The 19256-nt window shown below is 50.0% G+C and carries 20 protein-coding genes; 17 read left to right on the top strand and 3 right to left on the bottom strand.

What is annotated here, in order from left to right; genetic code table 11:
• The first annotated feature begins 16 nt into the window (after positions 1-16).
• The 12 genes from ACSTTG_RS01715 (at position 17) to ACSTTG_RS01660 (ending at position 9195) form a co-directional block, all read left to right on the top strand.
• The gene (locus ACSTTG_RS01715) at positions 17-511 is read left to right on the top strand and encodes a chemotaxis protein CheW (protein WP_438460690.1); all 495 of its coding nucleotides are present in this window, start codon (positions 17-19) and stop codon (positions 509-511) included.
• 36 nt (positions 512-547) lie between these two features.
• The gene (locus tag ACSTTG_RS01710; RefSeq protein WP_438460691.1) at positions 548-1033 is read left to right on the top strand and encodes a DUF2802 domain-containing protein; all 486 of its coding nucleotides are present in this window, start codon (positions 548-550) and stop codon (positions 1031-1033) included.
• 177 nt (positions 1034-1210) lie between these two features.
• Positions 1211-1834, top strand: coding sequence for a cytochrome c biogenesis heme-transporting ATPase CcmA (gene ccmA / locus ACSTTG_RS01705; RefSeq protein ID WP_438460692.1), 624 nt, complete (start codon positions 1211-1213; stop codon positions 1832-1834).
• A gap of 17 nt (positions 1835-1851) precedes the next feature.
• A complete protein-coding gene (gene ccmB, locus ACSTTG_RS01700; RefSeq protein WP_438460788.1) occupies positions 1852-2502 on the top strand; it encodes a heme exporter protein CcmB in 651 nt (216 codons plus the stop codon).
• 89 nt (positions 2503-2591) lie between these two features.
• Positions 2592-3359, top strand: coding sequence for a heme ABC transporter permease (locus ACSTTG_RS01695; protein WP_438473623.1), 768 nt, complete (start codon positions 2592-2594; stop codon positions 3357-3359).
• 10 nt (positions 3360-3369) lie between these two features.
• Complete coding sequence (gene ccmD, locus ACSTTG_RS01690) at positions 3370-3576, top strand: heme exporter protein CcmD (protein WP_438460694.1); 207 nt, start codon at positions 3370-3372, stop codon at positions 3574-3576.
• 16 nt (positions 3577-3592) lie between these two features.
• A complete protein-coding gene (ccmE, locus tag ACSTTG_RS01685) occupies positions 3593-4072 on the top strand; it encodes a cytochrome c maturation protein CcmE (RefSeq protein ID WP_438460695.1) in 480 nt (159 codons plus the stop codon).
• Positions 4072-6054, top strand: coding sequence for a heme lyase CcmF/NrfE family subunit (locus ACSTTG_RS01680; RefSeq protein WP_438473622.1), 1983 nt, complete (start codon positions 4072-4074; stop codon positions 6052-6054). The genes ccmE and ACSTTG_RS01680 overlap by 1 nt, the downstream gene beginning before the upstream one ends.
• Before the next feature lie 2 nt (positions 6055-6056).
• The gene (locus tag ACSTTG_RS01675) at positions 6057-6611 is read left to right on the top strand and encodes a DsbE family thiol:disulfide interchange protein (protein WP_438460697.1); all 555 of its coding nucleotides are present in this window, start codon (positions 6057-6059) and stop codon (positions 6609-6611) included.
• On the top strand, positions 6611-7090 hold the full coding sequence (locus ACSTTG_RS01670; RefSeq protein ID WP_438473904.1) for a cytochrome c-type biogenesis protein: 480 nt from the start codon (positions 6611-6613) through the stop codon (positions 7088-7090). The genes ACSTTG_RS01675 and ACSTTG_RS01670 overlap by 1 nt, the downstream gene beginning before the upstream one ends.
• On the top strand, positions 7087-8304 hold the full coding sequence (gene ccmI, locus ACSTTG_RS01665; RefSeq protein ID WP_438460698.1) for a c-type cytochrome biogenesis protein CcmI: 1218 nt from the start codon (positions 7087-7089) through the stop codon (positions 8302-8304). Before ACSTTG_RS01670 ends, ccmI begins: the two co-directional genes overlap by 4 nt.
• Positions 8305-8436: 132 nt before the next feature.
• Positions 8437-9195: an MlaA family lipoprotein gene (locus tag ACSTTG_RS01660; RefSeq protein WP_438460699.1), complete on the top strand. Its 759-nt coding sequence runs from the start codon at positions 8437-8439 to the stop codon at positions 9193-9195.
• Positions 9196-9325: 130 nt separating this feature from the next.
• On the opposite strand, the gene ACSTTG_RS01655 is transcribed toward ACSTTG_RS01660, so the two are convergent.
• Both ACSTTG_RS01655 and rne read right to left on the bottom strand, forming a co-directional pair.
• The gene (locus ACSTTG_RS01655) at positions 9326-10612 is read right to left on the bottom strand and encodes an outer membrane protein transport protein (RefSeq protein ID WP_438473621.1); all 1287 of its coding nucleotides are present in this window, start codon (positions 10610-10612) and stop codon (positions 9326-9328) included.
• Between the two features lie 406 nt (positions 10613-11018).
• A complete protein-coding gene (gene rne, locus ACSTTG_RS01650) occupies positions 11019-14033 on the bottom strand; it encodes a ribonuclease E (RefSeq protein WP_438473620.1) in 3015 nt (1004 codons plus the stop codon).
• A gap of 726 nt (positions 14034-14759) precedes the next feature.
• On the opposite strand from rne, the gene rluC reads away from it, so the two are divergent.
• Positions 14760-15704 carry a 23S rRNA pseudouridine(955/2504/2580) synthase RluC gene (rluC, locus tag ACSTTG_RS01645; RefSeq protein ID WP_438473619.1) on the top strand — a complete coding sequence of 315 codons (945 nt, stop codon included), beginning with the start codon at positions 14760-14762 and terminating at the stop codon, positions 15702-15704.
• Positions 15705-15752: 48 nt separating this feature from the next.
• Here rluC and ACSTTG_RS01640 read toward each other — a convergent pair whose 3' ends face one another.
• Positions 15753-16340: a Maf family protein gene (locus ACSTTG_RS01640; protein ID WP_438460703.1), complete on the bottom strand. Its 588-nt coding sequence runs from the start codon at positions 16338-16340 to the stop codon at positions 15753-15755.
• A gap of 146 nt (positions 16341-16486) precedes the next feature.
• Between ACSTTG_RS01640 and yceD the strand changes: the two genes are divergently transcribed.
• Genes yceD through ACSTTG_RS01620 form a run of 4 tightly spaced genes read left to right on the top strand, consistent with a single transcriptional unit; the run spans position 16487 to position 19204 of the window.
• Complete coding sequence (gene yceD / locus ACSTTG_RS01635) at positions 16487-17011, top strand: 23S rRNA accumulation protein YceD (protein ID WP_438460704.1); 525 nt, start codon at positions 16487-16489, stop codon at positions 17009-17011.
• Positions 17012-17042: 31 nt separating this feature from the next.
• Positions 17043-17213 (top strand): 50S ribosomal protein L32, encoded by a 171-nt coding sequence (gene rpmF, locus ACSTTG_RS01630; protein ID WP_014232495.1) that lies wholly within the window; start codon positions 17043-17045, stop codon positions 17211-17213.
• A 9-nt stretch (positions 17214-17222) separates the two neighbouring features.
• Entirely contained in the window at positions 17223-18248 is a 1026-nt protein-coding gene (plsX, locus tag ACSTTG_RS01625) for a phosphate acyltransferase PlsX (protein WP_438473618.1), read from the top strand.
• 5 nt (positions 18249-18253) lie between these two features.
• The gene (locus tag ACSTTG_RS01620) at positions 18254-19204 is read left to right on the top strand and encodes a beta-ketoacyl-ACP synthase III (RefSeq protein WP_438460706.1); all 951 of its coding nucleotides are present in this window, start codon (positions 18254-18256) and stop codon (positions 19202-19204) included.
• Positions 19205-19256 lie beyond the last annotated feature (52 nt).

Here is a 19256-nt window from a genome sequence, read left to right as displayed (position 1 = left end):
AGTAGAGGATTAAGGTATGTCTCAATTAAATGAAATTGAAGTAAGAAAAGAGCAAGCCAACGATGAAGTGCTGCAATGGGTGACCTTTCAGCTTGAGGAAGAAACCTATGGCATCAATGTTATGCAGGTCCGTGAGGTACTGCGTTACACTGAAATCGCTCCTGTCCCAGGTGCACCAAGCTATGTGTTGGGTATTATTAATCTGCGTGGAAACGTGGTGACCGTAATAGATACCCGCTCACGTTTTGGCCTTGCCGGTGGTGAGGTAACGGATAACACGCGTATTATCGTGATTGAATCAGAGCGTCAAGTGATTGGTATCTTGGTTGATAGTGTTGCTGAGGTTGTGTATCTGCGCTCATCCGAAATTGATACCACGCCAAGTGTTGGTGCCGACGAAAGCTCGAAATTTATTCAAGGTGTGAGTAACCGTGAAGGTAAACTTCTGATCTTGGTTGACCTAAATAAGCTACTCTCAGATGAAGAATGGGATGAGATGGCTTACCTGTAAGCTTGGATGACCTGCGAATATGAATAAGATCGCCCAATGAATAGCGCCTTGTTTACCGCCCCGATGATAATCGGGTCGATTGCTTTTGTCTGTCTGCTGCTTGTTGTGTTGCGGATAGCGTTTGCCAGTCGTAAGCACTTTGAGCAGCTCAGTACCCAGAACCGAAAGTTGGGTAGAGAGCTCGACAAAACTTCTAAGCAGTTGCTTGAGGTACGCTCAGTGGTTGTCGGGCTTGGCCAACGTGTGACTGAGCAGCAAGATATTATTCAACATCTGCATGAACGCGTACTGGAACTTGAGCAAGCCGATACCGATGGGCGTTTGTATACCCGAGCAACTAAAATGGTTCAGCTCGGGGCCGAGCTCGATGAGTTAATCCATGAGTGTGAGTTACCCAAAGCTGAGGCTGAATTGATGATGTCACTGCAGAAAAAACTCGCCGGTCAAGAGTCGGTCCCACCTCTGGAGAGCTTACCAGAACAGCGTCTCCGGCAAGGGCAGCGCAAACTCAAACGCAAGTAATCGATTTGTAACGAAAATGAACTAATTAGATTGTGTTTTTGGGTGGATATCTTTTGTATCAACATGTTAAGGGGGCTTAGGTCCCCTTTTGTTTTTTTACATTTCTAGAGGTCACGCCGTAGATATCAGCGCCTCCTGTGCTAAGATGGTTGCTCATAAATTGTAAATAGAAAACGGATGTTAGAAGTCAATCAACTGACGGCCCTTCGTGGAGAACGAGTGCTCTTTGCCGACCTTTCTTTTTCAATCCAACCGGGAGAGTTGGTGCAGATAGAAGGCCGCAATGGCACTGGCAAGACAACTTTGCTGCGGATTATTGCTGGTCTCAGTGACAAGGAATCGGGCGTGGTCAGTTGGAATCAGCTCCCTGTTGCCGATGATCGTGAAGCGTATCATCGTGATCTGTTGTTCCTTGGTCACCAAACCGGGATCAAGCGTGAGCTGACGGCCTTTGAGAATCTCTTCTTTTATCACTCGGTCCATTCAAATCGCTCTGTCAATCGTGAAGCTCTCTATCAAGCTCTTGCCCAAGTCGGCCTAGCTGGGCGTGAAGACATTCCGGTGAGTAAACTTTCAGCAGGTCAACAGCGTCGGGTTGCTTTGGCTCGGTTATGGTTGAGTGACAAAACTCTATGGGTGTTAGATGAGCCACTGACTGCGATCGATAAACAGGGTGTAAAGGTCTTAGAGGCCCTGTTTATTCGCCATACGCAAGCGGGCGGTATTGTGCTATTGACGACCCATCAAGATATGTTTAGCGATGATCAACCGATACGCAAAATAAAGTTGGGAGCGGCATAGTGAGCACGATTTTCTTTATGGTCATTAAGCGTGAGTTGCTTATCGCCTTGCGTCGACAAGCGGACCTGTTTAATCCGTTGTGGTTCTTTATCTTAGTGATCACCCTTTTTCCACTCAGTATCGGTCCTGAGCCCAATTTGTTGGCTCGCATCTCACCCGGTATTATTTGGGTGGCTGCCTTGCTTGCGGCTTTATTATCACTTGAGCGTCTGTTTCGAGATGATTTTCAAGATGGTGCATTGGAGCAGATGATGTTATTGCCGATACCGCTAAGCCTTGCCGTGATCGCAAAAGTCGTCGCGCATTGGCTACTAACGGGCCTGCCATTGTTAATCATAAGCCCGCTATTGGGTATTCTCCTATCGCTCGATTTCAATACTTGGCTTGCCGTGGTAGGTACTTTGCTCGTCGGCACGCCAACACTGAGTTTTGTTGGGGCGATAGGCGTCGCTCTAACGGTTGGATTGCAAAAAGGCGGTGTGCTGTTAAGTCTGGTGGTGCTGCCACTGTATATACCAATTTTGATCTTTGCTACTTCGGCAATTGAATCGGCATCCATGGGTGCTACGTATAATGGCCAATTAGCCATCTTATTGGCCATGTTAGTTGCAGCACTGACGGCGACGCCTTTTGCAATCAGTGCATCGCTGCGCGTGAGCGTAAACTAATCGATTAACCAATAACCTCTTTGATAATGATGGGAGTTGCTCTTGCAGGGCTTCCATTACGCAAAGGAAAGTGAGAGTGAGATATACCAATGTGGAAATGGCTTCATCCCTACTCAAAGCCTGAGGTGACGTATCAGTTGTGCGGCAGACTGCTTCCGTGGTTTGCACTGGGAGCCTTGATTTCGTTGTCTGTTGGTACCATTTGGGGGCTTGCGTTCGCACCGGCCGACTATCAGCAGGGCGACAGCTTTCGTATTATTTACATCCATGTGCCAGCAGCCATCTGGTCGATGGGGGTTTATATGTCAATGGCGATCGCTGCTTTCATTGGTCTCGTCTGGCAACTCAAATTATCAAGCCTTGCAGCTTCGGCAATGGCCCCCATTGGCGCAGTCTATACTTTTATAGCACTGGTAACCGGAGCGGTTTGGGGTAAACCGATGTGGGGGGCATGGTGGGTGTGGGATGCAAGATTAACCTCAGAGCTGATATTGCTGTTTCTGTATCTCGGTGTTATCGCTCTTTACCATGCCTTTGATGATCAAAAAACGGCAGCAAAGGCGGCGGGGATCTTGGCGATCGTTGGTGTGATCAATCTACCTATCATTCATTTTTCAGTCGAGTGGTGGAACACCCTCCATCAAGGTGCGACGATCACTAAGTTTGCAAAGCCGTCGATTTCCAACGACATGTTGTGGCCTTTACTGCTAAACCTGTTGGGTTTTGCACTGTTTTTTGCCACAGTGACCATGATTCGTTTGCGGAATGAGATCATTGAGAGAGAAAGTCACCGTCCTTGGGTATTGGCTCTAGCAACCAAAGCATTGGACGGTAAAACGTTGGCAGTTAAAAAGTAAGGGAGAGACTATGCATTTTGAATCTTTAGGTGACTTTCTTGCTATGGGTGGCTACAGCAGCTATGTGTGGAGTGCGTTTGGTATCACTTTTGGCGCCCTAGTGGCCTTGTTGTTGATCAGTGTGCGTCGCGGCCAGCAACTTTTGAAAAACGTGAACAGCAAAATTGAGCGTCAAGCGCGCATTGATGCCGCCAAAGACCTAGAAAACACGCTTTAAGTTAGGAGAACAAATCGTGAATCCAAGACGTAAAAAACGATTAGGGGTGATCTCGGCCATTTTTGTTGGGGCGTTGCTCACGGTAGGGCTAGTGATTTATGCGTTGAATCAAAATATGGACCTTTTCTATACCCCGACAGAGTTGGTTAATGGCAAGTCTGGTGTGAAACCCGAGGTCGGCCAGCGCCTTCGCATCGGCGGCATGGTGGTTGAAGGCTCGGTATCACGTGACCCAAGCTCACTGCGTGTCTCGTTTGACTTGCATGATATCGGACCGAAAGTCACCGTTCTCTATAATGGCATTCTTCCCGACTTGTTCCGTGAGGGGCAGGGTATTGTTGCTCAAGGTGTGTTGGTTGACCCAACCACCATAGAGGCGTTTGAGGTTCTGGCCAAGCATGACGAGGAGTATATGCCGCCAGAGATTGCCGATGCGATGCAGAAAACGCACGAGCCGCTGCAATATAGCCAAGAGCAGAAGCAAGGAAATTTGTGATGATAGTCGAAGTTGGACATGTTGCACTGATCATCTCGCTTGGACTGGCACTTCTCTTAAGTGCCTTACCGGTTCTGGGTGCATCTCGCAACAACACGTTGTTGATGAACAGCGCTCGCCCCCTGTCCTGGGGGATGTTTGTGATGCTGCTCATCTCATTTATTATCCTGTGCTGGGCCTTCTATACCAATGACTTTACGGTTGAGTACGTGGCCAATAATTCCAATAGCAAGCTGCCATGGTTTTATCGTATCACTGCGGTGTGGGGAGCACATGAAGGTTCGCTGCTGTTGTGGGTGCTGATACAGGCCATCTGGACGGTGGCGGTTGCTTCGTTTAGCCGTGGTATGCCGCAGGAGTCTGTCGCGCGCGTACTGGGTGTCATGGGCATGATCACCGTTGGTTTTTTACTGTTTATCATTCTCACCTCTAATCCATTTGACCGCACCTTACCGTACTTTCCTGTCGATGGACGGGATTTGAATCCCCTATTGCAAGACCCGGGTCTGATTGTGCATCCACCCATGCTCTACATGGGCTATGTGGGCTTTTCCGTTGCGTTTGCGTTTGCCATTGCCTCGCTGATGTCTGGGCGCCTCGATACCGCTTGGGCTCGCTGGTCACGTCCTTGGACCACGGCAGCTTGGCTGTTTTTGACCGTCGGGATAGCTTTGGGATCATGGTGGGCCTATTACGAGCTGGGCTGGGGCGGCTGGTGGTTCTGGGATCCTGTCGAGAACGCCTCGTTTATGCCGTGGCTGGCAGGGACGGCTTTGATGCATTCGCTGGCCGTGACAGAAAAGCGAGGCACATTTAAGGCTTGGACGGTACTGCTCGCTATTATGGCTTTCTCACTCAGCTTATTGGGTACGTTCTTGGTCCGCTCCGGTATTTTGGTTTCGGTGCACGCCTTTGCCTCAGACCCTTCACGCGGCATGTTTATCCTCGGCTTCTTAGTGGTGGTCATTGGTGGCTCGTTGCTGCTGTTTGCGCTCAAAGGAGCCTCAGTACGCGCACGTGGTAACTTTGACCTCATTTCACGTGAAAATGCCCTATTGGCAAATAACGTTATCCTGATGGCGGCGCTGGTTGTGGTCCTTGTCGGCACCCTGCTTCCGCTAGTGCATAAGCAAATTGGCTTGGGGTCGGTTTCAATCGGTGCCCCTTTCTTCGACATGCTATTTGCCTGGCTGATGATCCCGTTCGCCTTTATTCTCGGCATTGGTCCATTGCTGCGCTGGAAGCGAGATAGCTTGAGTAAGCTATTTAAGCCGATGTTGGCATCAGGAGTGGCAGCGATTATCGTCGGTGCACTGTGCGTGGTGCTGTTTGCCGACTTCTTCAGCACCATGGCGTATATCGGCTGGATTATGGCACTGTGGATCACCTTCATGCACGGTTATGAGCTTCACCAGCGCGCCACCCACCGGCATACGTTCTGGGCAGGTGTGCAAAAACTGCAGCGCAGTCACTGGGCGATGATGTTAGGCCACATTGGGCTTGCGGTGAGTGTCATCGGGATTGCGATGGTGCAAAACTACAGTATCGAGCGTGATGTGCGCCTAGCGCCGGGTGAGCATTATCAAATTAAGGGTTACGATTTCCACTTTAAACGCTTACGAGACAATGACGGCCCCAACTATGACGGCTACATTGCAGACTTTGACATTAAGCGCGACGGGAAGTTAATCAATACCTTGTACGCAGAAAAGCGCTTCTACACCACTCAGCGTTCAATGATGACTGAAGCGGCCATCGATCGCGGTGTGACGCGCGATCTCTACGTTGCAATGGGTGAGCGTTTAGATGACAACATTTCGTGGGCGGTACGCCTATATTACAAACCGTTTGTGCGTTGGATTTGGGCCGGTGCCCTAATGATGGCGATAGGCGGTATGGTGGCGATCAGCGATCGACGCTATCGTTTTCGCAGCAAGCAGCCTGCTAAAGCCGGCAGCAAGCAGCGAGCGCAGGAGGCATAACCATGAGCAAAAAAGTTCTTTATGTCCCTCTAGTAGCGTTTCTGCTACTCGTTGGGGTGTTCTTTATTCAACTGGTTAAAAATGCGGGTGGTGATGACCCGACTAAGCTGGAGTCGGTATTAGTCGGCCAAGCGGTTCCTGAGTTCCGCCTCGAAGATCTCGAGCAAGCCGGGATGCAACATGACAGGGAGATTTTTGTAGGGCAGCCCTTGCTGCTTAACGTCTGGGCAACATGGTGTCCGACTTGTTATGCTGAGCATACATTCCTAAATCAACTTGCCGAACAAGGGGTTAAGATAGTTGGTCTGAATTATAAAGACGATCGCACTAAAGCGATTGGCTGGCTGCGCGACCTCGGTAATCCATACCTTATTAGCCTGTTTGATGGGCGAGGTATGTTAGGGCTCGATCTTGGTGTGTATGGTGCGCCAGAGACCTTCTTAATCGATGCCGAAGGCGTGATCCGTTATCGACACGTCGGTGATGTGAATGCGCGCAATTGGCAGGACAAGCTCGGCCCCATGTATCAGCAAATGTTAGTGGAGAGCGAGTTATGATCAGCCGATCCCTATTGACCTTGATGGCGACCTTGCTGCTCTCTTTCTCTGTGATGGCTTCGATTCAGGTCTACGAATTTGATGACCCCAAACAAGAGCAGCAGTTTAAGGAGCTTGGCCACACACTAAGATGCCCTAAGTGTCAAAACAACACCATTAGTGACTCAAATGCTGAGCTAGCGCAGGATCTGCGCCAGAAGGTGTATGAGATGACTAAAGAGGGTAAGTCAAAGCAGGAGATCGTCGACTATATGGTGGCGCGCTACGGTAATTTTGTTACCTACAATCCGCCACTGACCCCCGCCACCGCGATCTTGTGGCTTGGTCCGTTAGCGGTGATCATTTTCGGCATGACGATGATAGTCTATCGCAGTCGAAGAAAGCCGGCGTCAAACAGCTCCGTTAATGGGTGGGATGATAAGCGAGAGGCACGCTTGCAGGCTCTTTTGGATGACAAGGATCACGGAGAAAAGTCATGATGTTATTTTGGATCGCTTCCGCGATTCTATTGGTGTTTGCTGGATTACTCGTGGTGTTGCCGATCATTAATCGTAAGCAAAACCAAGATCAAGCACTGCGCGATCAACTCAACAAAGCCTTTTACAAGGATCGCCTAGCAGAATTGAGTGAAGAGAGTGATGAAGGTCTGGTTGAGGATCAAAAGGAGCTGATCGCGGATCTCAAGCAGTCACTCCTCGATGATATTCCGGAGCAAGATCGAGTCGCACCGAAGGGGGAGATTAACCCCTGGCTGGTATTTGGTCCATCTCTGGCGTTCCTGCTGGTGGTCACTATCGTAATGTACAACCAGTTTGGCGCCGCAAGCGAGGTGAAGAGCTGGCAAGGTGTGGCGGCAAACTTACCTGAGCTATCGAAAAAACTGATGGCACCCGAGGGGGCATCACTGACTGAGCCAGAAATGGATGAACTGACTCTCGCCCTGAGAACTCGTCTGCATTTCCAGCCTGAAGATTCAACCGGATGGTTGTTGCTCGGACGAATTGGATTGGCCAACCGAGATATAGATACCGCTATTGGCGCGATGAAACGGGCCTATCGCCTGGAGTCGGATAACGAAGATATTCAACTGGGTTATGCCCAAGCCTTGATGCTCTCACAAGACCCACTCGACCAGCAGCAGGCACGCGGTCTACTGGCGAACTTAATGCAGCAAGACTTTGTTGACTTGCGCGTGGTGTCACTGCTTGCCTTTGACGCCTTCGAGCAACAAGACTTTCCTAGCGCCATTCGCTACTGGACTATGATGCAACAGATGATTGGTTCTGAAGACCCCCGCTACGAAATGCTTGAGCGCAGTATCGAAAGTGCCAAGATCCAGATGGGGGAGAACGTGGCACCGGGTCGCACTGTGGCAGTCACGATTTCTATTGCCGAGCAAGTGCCCATCGAACCAAATGCGCAATTGATCGTATCGGTACACCCGGCTGACGGCTCACCAATGCCGGTTGCTGCCGCTCGCTATCCACTCGGTGCCTTCCCGCGTACTGTCGTGCTCGATGATGGTAATAGTATGATTGAGGGACGTAAACTCACCGACCTACAGCAACTGATAGTCCGTGTGCGTATTGACCATGATGGTAACGTGGGGACTCGAGAGGGGGATTGGTTTGGTGAAAGCGATGTTATGACGTTCGGCGAGCCAGTTGGCGTGGAGATAAACCGTCAATATTAGGTAAGCTCATTGGATTAGGGAAGTTCACTTGACTCAGTTCGGTAGATTTGGCCATGGCCTATACTTATGTTTTGGTTGTGCGTCACTGACAGTACGGTATTGGTATCACGGCAAGGCATTCAGGGAGACGATATGACAATCAGACACTCCTCATTGTTCTTCGCCCAGCTTCTAGGCTTCGTTTTTTTCGGCCTTGCAGGCTGCGCAGCGGCGCCGGAGCAGGATGGTAGCATAGCTGTGAATGATCCCCTTGAAGGGATGAACCGAGTTATGTGGAATTTCAATTATGATTATCTGGACCCGTACTTTGTCAGACCGGTATCCCTCGCATATGTCAATTACACCCCAAGACCAGTGCGCAGTGGCATCGGTAATTTCCTGTCAAATCTTGATGAGCCATCGAGTATGGTTAATAACCTGATCATGGGTAATGGCGATAAGGCGGTCACTCATCTTACCCGTTTTTTCATCAACACGACGGTGGGGCTAGGAGGCATCATTGATATCGCCAGTGCCGCGGAGATTACGGCTTATGAAGACAAGACATTTGGCGATGCCGTTGGACACTATGGGGTCGGAAATGGGCCATATGTGATGGTTCCTGGCTACGGGCCTTGGACCGCGAGAGAAACCTTTGAGCTCGTCGATAGCACTTATGTACCGCTTGCTTATCTCAATTTTTGGGCCGGACTGGGTAAGTGGGCACTGGAAGGGATGGAAACACGGGCTCAATTAGTTCAGCAAGAGGCGCTGATTGAGCGCTCACCGGACCCTTATGCCTTTACTCGAGATGCGTACCTGCAGCGGCGCGACTTTACCGCGGAAATTGAGCGCACAGCCCAAGACGAGTTTGATGAGGATGAGTTTGACGACTTGCTTGATGAATTTTAGGGAAAGCTACGAGGAGCGGGTACGGGCGATGCCCTTCGAGGTGCGAGGCGTTCAACGCACTTGATGCGTTCCTCGCTCCTCGGAACCGCTCCTCTTAAAAAAAAGTGTAACCCGCACCTCGAGACTGCTACTAGAAGCGGTAATTAGCTTGGATGCCAGCTAGCCAGACGTTGCCGGTGATTTGGCCGGTGAAGCTGCCGCCAAACCACTCTGCAAGGTCGTCGGATGGGTAACCGCGTGACTCGGTCACGTCGGCGTCTTTTGCTTTGATATAAGTTATACCGCCGTCCAGGGTCCATTGTTTGGACCATTGGTAGCTGCCCCCGAGGCTTAGCCATAAGCGATCGGTTTCTGGGATCGTTATCGTACGGTTTTTATCGGAGACGGCCGATGTGTCATAGGCGACACCAGAGCGAAGTGTTACCTTAGAGCTTGCTTGGTAGGTCGTACCAAGGGCAAAGCGATAGTTGTCTCTCCAGTTCTCTACCTTAACCATCGATGGCGTGTCGCGGTCGTCTAGATTGGCCTCGAGTTTGTCAAACGCGCTCCAGTTGGTCCAGTTGATACTTGCGTGAACTGCCCATTGTTCGCTGAGTTGATGCAAGCTCGCCAGTTCAAAAGTGGCTGGAAGGGGTAAGTCCATGGTTCCTTTTTTCTTACTACCGGCAGGTGTGAGGAATCCAATTCCTTCAGCGTGCCCCTCAAGTGTTAGGTCAACCTCGGATTTGTAAGCCATACCGATTCGGTGCATCTGGCTGATCTGCCAAGTGGCGCCTGCTTGCCAGCCCCAATCAGTGGTATCACCTTCCATATATTTAAGCGTTGTTCCGCCAATCAAACTATGGTCAGGAGCGGTTGCGCCAAAGTGACCCTCGGCAAGAATATAACGAAGACCTGCCCCAAAGCTAAACTTGGAGTTTAGTTGATAAGCGATGTTTGCGTTAAGCTCCATTGTCGTGATAGAGGCTTGATCACCAAAATGTGACGCAGCGAAATCACTTCCAAGATCTGCTTCCATACCATAATTCGTCCCGGCGGCAAGGCCAGCAAACCATTGGTTATTAAGTTGGTGGCTGAGATAAAAATTAGGTATAACCGCGCTACTTGCGAAGTCTTTGGCTTCAGCTGCAATAGATTCGCTTGGTCGAATAGGAGTGACTTCTCCCTTTGCTGTTAGGTTCGGATCAACATAGATAGCCCCGAACGAAACCTGCGTGCCTGTAAGCTGAGTGAGGAGAGCAGGATTACGCCATTGCGCGCTGGCATTGTCGGCAATCGCCGCTTCGCCCGCATAAGCGCGACCCAGCCCCGTCGCCGAATATTCGGCTAGCTGAAAGCCAGCAGCGTGCGCGTTAACTGCGGTCAGTGTATAGGTAAAAGGAAGTGAAAGAGCTAAAAGTGTCCGTGTATATTTCATTATTTGTTCGCTGAAGTGCGTTTATTGTGGCACGGAATGGTAAGGGCACAAGCGAAGAGAGAACACTTATTTTCTTTCAAAGTGTAACATTTAGTGATTTGTGCTTATTGAGCTCAATTAGGTAGTGTATATATCTAGTTGAGCTGGGTTATATTAGAATATTGGGCGTACAGATGTAGTATGGAAGAGCCGACTGGTGTGACGCGTGTACGCTGAAAAACACTCAGTGGCGAGGTGCGAGTTACACTACGTTCCGAGGAGCGAGTAATAAATCACGAGTGATAACCCCCCTCGTTCCCCGTAGGGCAAAGCCCGTCCTCGAACCCCGCCCCTTGTTTTCCGTGTCTCGATTCTAAAAAAAACCCGCACGAAGCGGGTTTTTTATTTATAGAACGATTCTAACAGATTAGAAGTTCGGCTTGGTCATTGCAGCACCGGCTTGGTTACTCGCAGCCTGGCTACCTGCGCCTTTTTGCTGATAACGTTCAGTGCGCAGTGGAGCCGCAACCACTTCGATCTCTTTGATCTCTTGTGGGCCGGCAGCTTTCGCCATTGCAGCCTGTGCGTGGCCTTTAAGGTTTGCTTTCACCTGCTTATCAGCAGTTGGAGCGGCCTTAACAGCGTCTTGCTTCGGTGCAGTTGGCTTCACTGGCGCAGTTTTTGTCTCTTGCACTGGTGCAGGCTTAGCGGCTTGTGGTTTAGATACGATCACAGGGTTAACCACTGCTGGCACGATCAAACGCTGTGGTGCATCAACAGCTGGGGCCTCAACAACAGCCGTCTTCTTAACCACTGGAGTCTCTACCACTTGCTTCTTAGCAGCCTTAGGAGCGGTTGTCTTAGCCGCAGGCGCGCGGTATACAATCACTTTACCCATCGACATCTCAGGGCAAGCTACACCGCCGATAGGAGCGGTAGATTGGTTACCCTTGCGTGACTTCTTAGCACCAGGCTTAGGCAAGTCGTATTTCGGCATCACTTTACCCATTGCCATCTCTGGAGAGGCTACACCACCTGCACGTAGGCGGAATGGGTTAGGGCGACGATCGCGACCGCGACGGCGGCGCTGACCGCTTGCACGTAGGTGGCGTGGAGAGCGGCGGTTACGACGGCCTTTCTTCTCACCATTTTGTGCATTGTCTTCTGAGGCTGCGTTGTCAGCAGATGGCTGAGCTTTAGCTTTCTCAGGCTTACGCGCCGCTTTTGCTTCTACAGACTCATCAGTTTTGGTGACTGGCTGTGCTTGTTGCTCAGCTTGATCCTTAACACGAACGCTCTTGTTCAGCTTGCGACGTTGACGACGCTCTTTGATACGATTCGCTTTTTCTTCTTTACGTGGTGATTCTGGCTTATCAGTTTGCGCGTCAGCAGCGATTTGTAGGCCTTGCTCTTCCACTTTAGAAGGCTTGTTTGACTCATCACGCTTGTTACGACGATCTTGTCTTGGCTTGCGAGATGGTTTCTTCTCCGCGCCTTTCGCCTGTGCATCTTGCTGCTCAGGTTTCTCATCGCGGGTTGGTTTACGCTTATTCTTATCGCGGTTGTCACGATTATCGCGGCCATCACGATCACGGTTGTCGCGGTTGTTACGACGACGTTGGTCGTTGCGATTACCGCGGCGCTGACGGTTGTTTGAGCGTGGTTTCTCTTCTACGACTTCTTTCTTCTCTGGCTCTTTCTCTTCAGATGAACCAAATAGGAAGCTGGTAATGGCTTTAAAGAAGCGCGATAGGCCTGAGCCTTGGCTCTCTTTCGCAGCAGCCGCGGGTTTGCTTGGCGCAGCAGGAGCTACTGGCGCTGGAGCGACCTTCTCAGGTGCAGCAAAGCCTTTTAGTACAGGCTCTTCTACCTTCTTAACTTTAGTTTCGCTTTCGCCCGCATCGCGCGCTTCAGCTTCTTTCATTGCCTCAAGCTTCTTCGGCACAAGGTAAGAAAGAATGTTTTGCTCTTCACCGTCGCGAACGCGGATAACCTCAAAGTGTGGGGTCTCCATGTCTGAGTTTGGTACGATGGTGATCTTAACTTCTTGGTTGCGCTCAATGTGATTAACAGAGCGACGTTTCTCGTTAAGCAGGTATGAGGCAATCGACACCGGTACCACTGCGAGAACTTGTGAGGTGTTGTCTTTAAGCGCTTCTTCTTCGATCAAACGCAGGACTGACAGTGCCAGTGACTCGTTGTCTCGTACTACACCGGTGCCGCTACAGCGCGGACAGATGTGGTGGCTAGCCTCTGCCAATGAAGGGCTCAAGCGCTGGCGTGACATCTCAAGCAGACCAAAGCGTGAGATACGACCAATTTGTACACGAGCGCGATCAAGGCGCACGGCATCACGCAGGCGGTTCTCAACCTCACGCTGGTGACGTACTGGTGTCATATCGATAAAGTCGATTACCACCAAACCGCCAAGGTCACGTAGACGCAACTGGCGAGCAATCTCATCAGCTGCTTCAAGGTTGGTGTTGAGTGCGGTCTCTTCTATATCACCGCCTTTAGTCGCGCGCGCTGAGTTGATATCGATCGAGGTAAGTGCTTCCGTCGGGTCGATAACAATTGAGCCGCCAGAAGGTAAGCGAACCTCGCGTTGGAACGCCGACTCGATTTGGCTTTCGATTTGGTAGTGGCTAAATAGCGGCACTTCGCCTTCGTACTTCTTAACGCGGTTAATGAAGTCAGGGCGTACCAGACGAATGTGCTCAACAGCACGCTCGTAGATAGTGTTGCTGTCGATTAGGATCTCACCGATATCACGGCGCAAGTAGTCACGGATTGCACGAACAATCACGTTACTCTCTTGGTGGATCAAAAACGGTGCAGCGTTTGAGTCAGATGCTTGCTTGATTGCGCCCCAGTGATTAAGCAGAACGTTTAGGTCCCACTCAAGCTCTTCGGCGCTCTTACCAACACCAGCGGTACGAACGATAAGGCCCATACCTTGTGGCAGCTCAAGTGTGCTCAGTGCGGCTTTCAGTTGGGTACGCTCATCGCCTTCGATGCGGCGAGAAATACCACCGGCACGAGGGTTGTTTGGCATTAGGACTAGGTAGCTACCGGCGAGTGAGACGAAGGTGGTTAGGGCTGCGCCCTTATTACCACGTTCTTCTTTTTCAACCTGGACAATGACTTCCTGACCTTCTTTGAGTACTTCTTTGATGCTAGGGCGACCTTGGTAGCTATAGCCTTCTGGGAAGTATTCGCGAGCAATTTCTTTTAGTGGGAGGAAACCGTGTCGCTCAGCGCCATAATCAACAAAAGCAGCCTCAAGACTTGGTTCAATTCGGGTGATGCGGCCTTTATAAATATTGGCTTTCTTGGATTCGTGTCCAGGACTTTCAATATCAAGGTCGAACAGTTTTTGGCCGTCGACCAGCGCAACGCGCAACTCTTCTTTTTGAGTTGCGTTAATTAACATTCTTTTCATTTAAACAATCTCGTTATCTTTTTCATTTTGTTGCTTGCTGCTTGCCCATTCGCGGCGTCAGATCCCGTGGTTACATAGTTGCAGCCTCCCGGCTGGAGGGATGCTCGTGGACGCTTCAGTTATCACCGGCCGCACAGTTGGCTGACGGGTGACCCACAATAGTGTGGAGATACTCAACACGAATGTTCCCGAGTAGAACAGCAAGCTTATCTTTGCTCAAGATTGTCTTACGCCCGATGCGGCAATCCGAGACAAAGTGTCTACTCTTTGGTTTTGCTTCTCTCATATCGCTGGGTAACTTCATTCTCTGACGAGGACTACGAATTAACCGTAAGTCGGATCGAGTCAGGAGGAGTGAAGGTCAGGATGTACTAGCTAAAGTACTGATGAGTTAGTGCAAAGGTAGTCGTAAAATGACTTCTGCACCAGTTGCAGAACTGAACTATAGCAGTGACAACAAAACTCAGCAATCTGCTTTGTTATAAACAGGCGAAAATAGCGCAAAATAATTCAATCACTGTGACCCCAAGCCTTATTCTGTCGGTGATTGGTCGTTTTGTCAGCGATCAGTGTGCAGAGATTATCCACATCCTTTGCTTGAACAACAATCTCGACCAAATTTAACCGATCTGAAATGATTAAGAAGACAAAATATGTGAATTCGACCGGTTTTGGATGGTAAACTGCCGCTAATCGTGTTTACGAACTTCCCTTGAGCAAATCTAAATGAATGAAATTAGAACGAAAGTCCAACTTATCGACATCGATGAGGATATGGCAGGTCAGAGAATTGATAACTTTCTGCGTAATCAGCTTAAAAATTTGCCAAAGAGCATGGTGTATCGAATTGTGCGCAAGGGAGAAGTGCGCGTAAACAAAAAAAGGATCAAGGCTGAGTATAAGCTGCAAGCGGGCGATGTCGTGCGCATCCCGCCAGTGACTTTGCCAGTGACGGAAGAAACCCAAGCCCCAAGCACCAAGCTCAATAAAGTCGCTGAGCTTGAGCACAACATCATCTTTGAGGATGAGCATATGCTGATCCTCAATAAGCCATCGGGCACCGCCGTTCATGGTGGCAGTGGCCTAAAATTTGGCGCGATTGAAGCGCTGCGTGCGCTGAGGCCCGATGCACGTTTTCTCGAGTTGGTGCACCGTATTGACCGAGATACTTCTGGTATCTTGCTGGTGGCAAAAAAGCGCTCGGCGCTGCGTCATCTTCAGGCGCAGTTTCGTGAGAAAACCGTCAAGAAATTCTACTTTGCGTTGGTGATGGGCAACTGGAAGCCAAGCTGCAAGGTAGTGACGGCGCCTTTGCTCAAAAATGAGGTCAACAGTATTGTGCGCGTTAATCCAAACGGTAAGCCATCGGAGACGCGGTTTAAAATCCTCGAGCAGTTTGAACACGCGACGCTGCTGCAAGCCAGCCCAATCACTGGGCGCACACACCAGATCCGTGTGCACACTCAGTATACCGGTCACCCTATTGCATGGGATGACCGCTATGGTGACCGCCGATTTGATGCTTACACCGGCAAATTCGGTTTGGACCGTCTGTTTTTGCACGCGGCCAATATTCGCTTTATCCACCCTAAAACTGAGCAGTGGATGGAGATAGACGCGCCCATGGAAACCAAGCTAGAACGCGTGCTAACAGGGTTACGTAAAAAATAGCTCGGACAAAGTAAAGGGCGCTATTGCTCACTTACGAGTCAATATCGTTTAAAGGACATCGACACCCTGATTGGCAAGCATATCGGTCAGGGTGATCAGTGGCAGACCCACGAGCGTGTTGGGATCTTTGCCCTCCAAGCGCTCAAACAAGCTGATACCCAGTCCCTCACTTTTAAAACTGCCTGCGCAATTGAGTGGCTGCTCTTTATCGACATAGCGCTCGATCTGCGCTTGGGTGAGCTTGCGGAAATGGACATGGAATGGCTCGACGGTTGTTTGGGCTTCGCCCGTCACACTATTCACTAGGCTAAGTCCGGTGTAAAAGGTGATCACTTGACCACTTTGTTCGCTCAGTTGTTCTATGGCGCGCTCACGAGTGTGCGGCTTACCGATGATTTGCCCGTTGATCACGCACACCTGATCGGAGCCGATGATCAGACGTGGTTGTGTTTCATCACCGATGCACGAGCGGGCTTTTTGCTCGGCAAGGCGGGTGACGAGCTGTTGCGGCGTCTCATTGACGAGAGGGGTTTCGTCGCAATCGGGCTGAGCGGTGAGAAAAGGCAACTCGAGCTTGGCGAGCAGAGATTGACGAAATGGCGAAGTCGATGCTAAAACAATTCGGTAATGTGTCATTTTTTAATCACTTGCTATCGAAAGGGTGAGTTGGTTAGACACAATATCGGTGATAGAATTGCAACGCTAGGAAAAGGTAAAAAAACTCTAATTTTTTTGCCTTTTCCTTTGACTAATTTTTAATTGGAAGATAATATTCGCGCCCTATGCAAAAGGTAAAAATACCGCGAACGGTTGATCCCCAAAAAACCGCTCAAAAACGACTCGATTTCGATGGCATCATCCAGGTCAGTCTTTTTAAGCGTTTAGAGGAGTCAGTCGAAGGCGTAAAACGCGACGCACACGTCAACGTGTCATTTGGGCATGATGAACAACGACTGGTTGTTATCTCTGGTAAAGCTAACATCGAAGTCGACCTTGAGTGTCAACGCTGTAATGAGGTTTTCACACATTTGTGTGAAGTCCAATTCACTTATACTCCCTATTATAGTGAGAAGAGTGAAGAGGAAGCACCGGAAGAGTACGATTTGGTAGATCTGAACGAGTACGGTGAGTTAGACCTGATTCAGTTAGTTGAAGACGAGTTCATCCTAGCATTGCCTCAAATCGCCATGCATGACGAAGCGGATTGTAGCGTTAACTCAAACAACCTGGTGTTTGGTGAGATTCCAGAAGAAATTGTGGAAGAAAAACCGAATCCATTCGATGTTTTAAAAAGTCTAAAGAAGTAATTCTCTAGACATTAGCACAGGAGTAGGGTCAATGGCCGTACAGAAAAACCGTAAAACTCGTTCTAAGCGTGGTATGCGTCGTTCACACGATGCGCTAACTACAGCTGCTCTATCTGTAGACGCGACTTCAGGTGAAACTCACCTACGTCACAATGTAACTGCTGAAGGTTACTACCGTGGCAAAAAGGTTATCAACAAGTAAGGTTGACCTTTGCAAAATATAACCGTTGCACTTGATGCAATGGGCGGAGACTTCGGTCCTCGCGTTACAGTGCCTGCCGCCGTGCAGGCACTGTCGCATTTCCCAGCGCTAAAAGTGATCCTTGTCGGTGATCATCAATCGATTTCCACCCAACTTTCTCAACTTGGCCGCAGTGAAGACGCTCAGCTGAGCATTCGTCATGCCGATCAAGTCATCTCAAACCACGAAAAACCCTCAGTCGCCCTGCGTCATTATCAACGCAGCTCAATGGCCGTGTGTCTCGACCTTGTTGCCCAGGGTAAGGCGGATGCCGTTGTCAGCGGAGGCAATACCGGTGCCTTGATGGCACTCTCGCGCTTTAAACTCAAACTACTGCCAGGCATTGAACGACCAGCACTGGTCACTGCGTTGCCAAGTATGACAGGTAAACGCACCTGGATGCTCGATTTGGGCGCCAATATCTCTTGTGATGCGGATTCCTTATTCCAGTTTGCCGTCATGGGCAGCGCTTTAGCCGAAAATAACCTCGACATGCCGCCGAGAGTTGCCCTGCTCAATATTGGTGAGGAGGAGATCAAAGGTAACGATCAGGTTAAACGTTGCTCTGAGATGCTCACCCACAGCGAAGCGATTAATTATGTCGGCTATATCGAAGGAAATCAGATCTTTAATGATGTCGCAGATGTGATAGTGTGTGATGGGTTTGTGGGTAACGTTTGTCTTAAAACCTGTGAGGGTACCGCCCAGTTGGTGGTTGACAAGCTGAAAAGTTGGACGGCGAAGGCCACAATTCGTGGTTGGTTGCTACGATGTTTACTCCCCGAACTATTTACCCAACTAAAAACACTGAACCCCGACCAGTATAACGGTGCAAGTTTGCTAGGATTGCGCGGCATTGTTATAAAAAGTCATGGAAGTGCCGATGTTACCGCGTTTGCCAATGCAATTGGTGAAGCAGTCAACGAGGTAAAACGACAAATACCGAGCCGCATCAGTGATCGTCTGGAAGCGGTATTACTCGAGAGGCATTATTAGTCTTCATGTTTAGCAAAATTTTAGGTACTGGCAGCTACCTGCCGTCTCAGGTGCGTACTAACGCAGATTTAGAGAAAATGGTAGAGACCAGTGATGAGTGGATTGTTACCCGCACGGGTATCAAAGAGCGTCGCATTGCTGCTGAGAACGAAACAGTCGCTGATATGGCGTATCTCGCGGCGGAAAATGCCATTGAGATGGCCGCCATCGACAAAAACGATATCGATATGATCATTGTCGCGACCACTAGTGGCAGTCACGCGTTCCCATCCTCGGCGTGTCAGGTGCAAGCCAAACTGGGTATCCAAGGCTGTCCGGCGTTTGATGTCGCTGCAGCGTGTTCTGGTTTTATGTACGCGCTGTCTATCGCTGACCAGCACGTCAAGACTGGCATGTGTAACAACGTATTGGTGATTGGCGCTGACGCACTGTCCAAGACGTGTGATCCAACCGACCGCTCGACCGTGATCCTGTTTGGCGATGCCGCGGGTGCTGTTGTGATTGGCGCGAGCAAAGAGCCTGGAATTTTGTCTACCCATATTAATGCAGATGGCCGCTTTGGTGATCTGCTCAGCCTTGAACACCCTGAGCATGGTGGTGATCCAGATAAGTGGTTACACATGGCAGGTAATGAGGTATTTAAAGTCGCTGTCACCCAGCTATCAAAGCTGGTTAAAGATACGCTGGCGGCCAACGATATGCACAAAACCGAGCTCGATTGGCTGGTACCTCATCAGGCGAACTACCGAATTATTTCAGCGACCGCGAAAAAGCTCGCGATGTCGCTAGACCAAGTGGTGATTACCCTCGATAAACACGGTAACACCTCGGCAGCCACGGTGCCGACGGCTCTTGATGAAGCGGTGCGTGATGGGCGCATCAAGCGTGGTCAAATGCTACTGCTAGAGGCATTTGGTGGTGGCTTCACCTGGGGCTCTGCCCTAGTGAAATTCTAACCTCTCTAATTTAGCCATTGGCAGTGTTGTGTCAGTGGCTGAGATTCAATTC

This window comes from Vibrio glycogenivorans (assembly GCF_051660965.1).
GTDB lineage: Bacteria > Pseudomonadota > Gammaproteobacteria > Enterobacterales > Vibrionaceae > Vibrio.
This window is presented reverse-complemented; position numbering and strand designations above follow the sequence as displayed.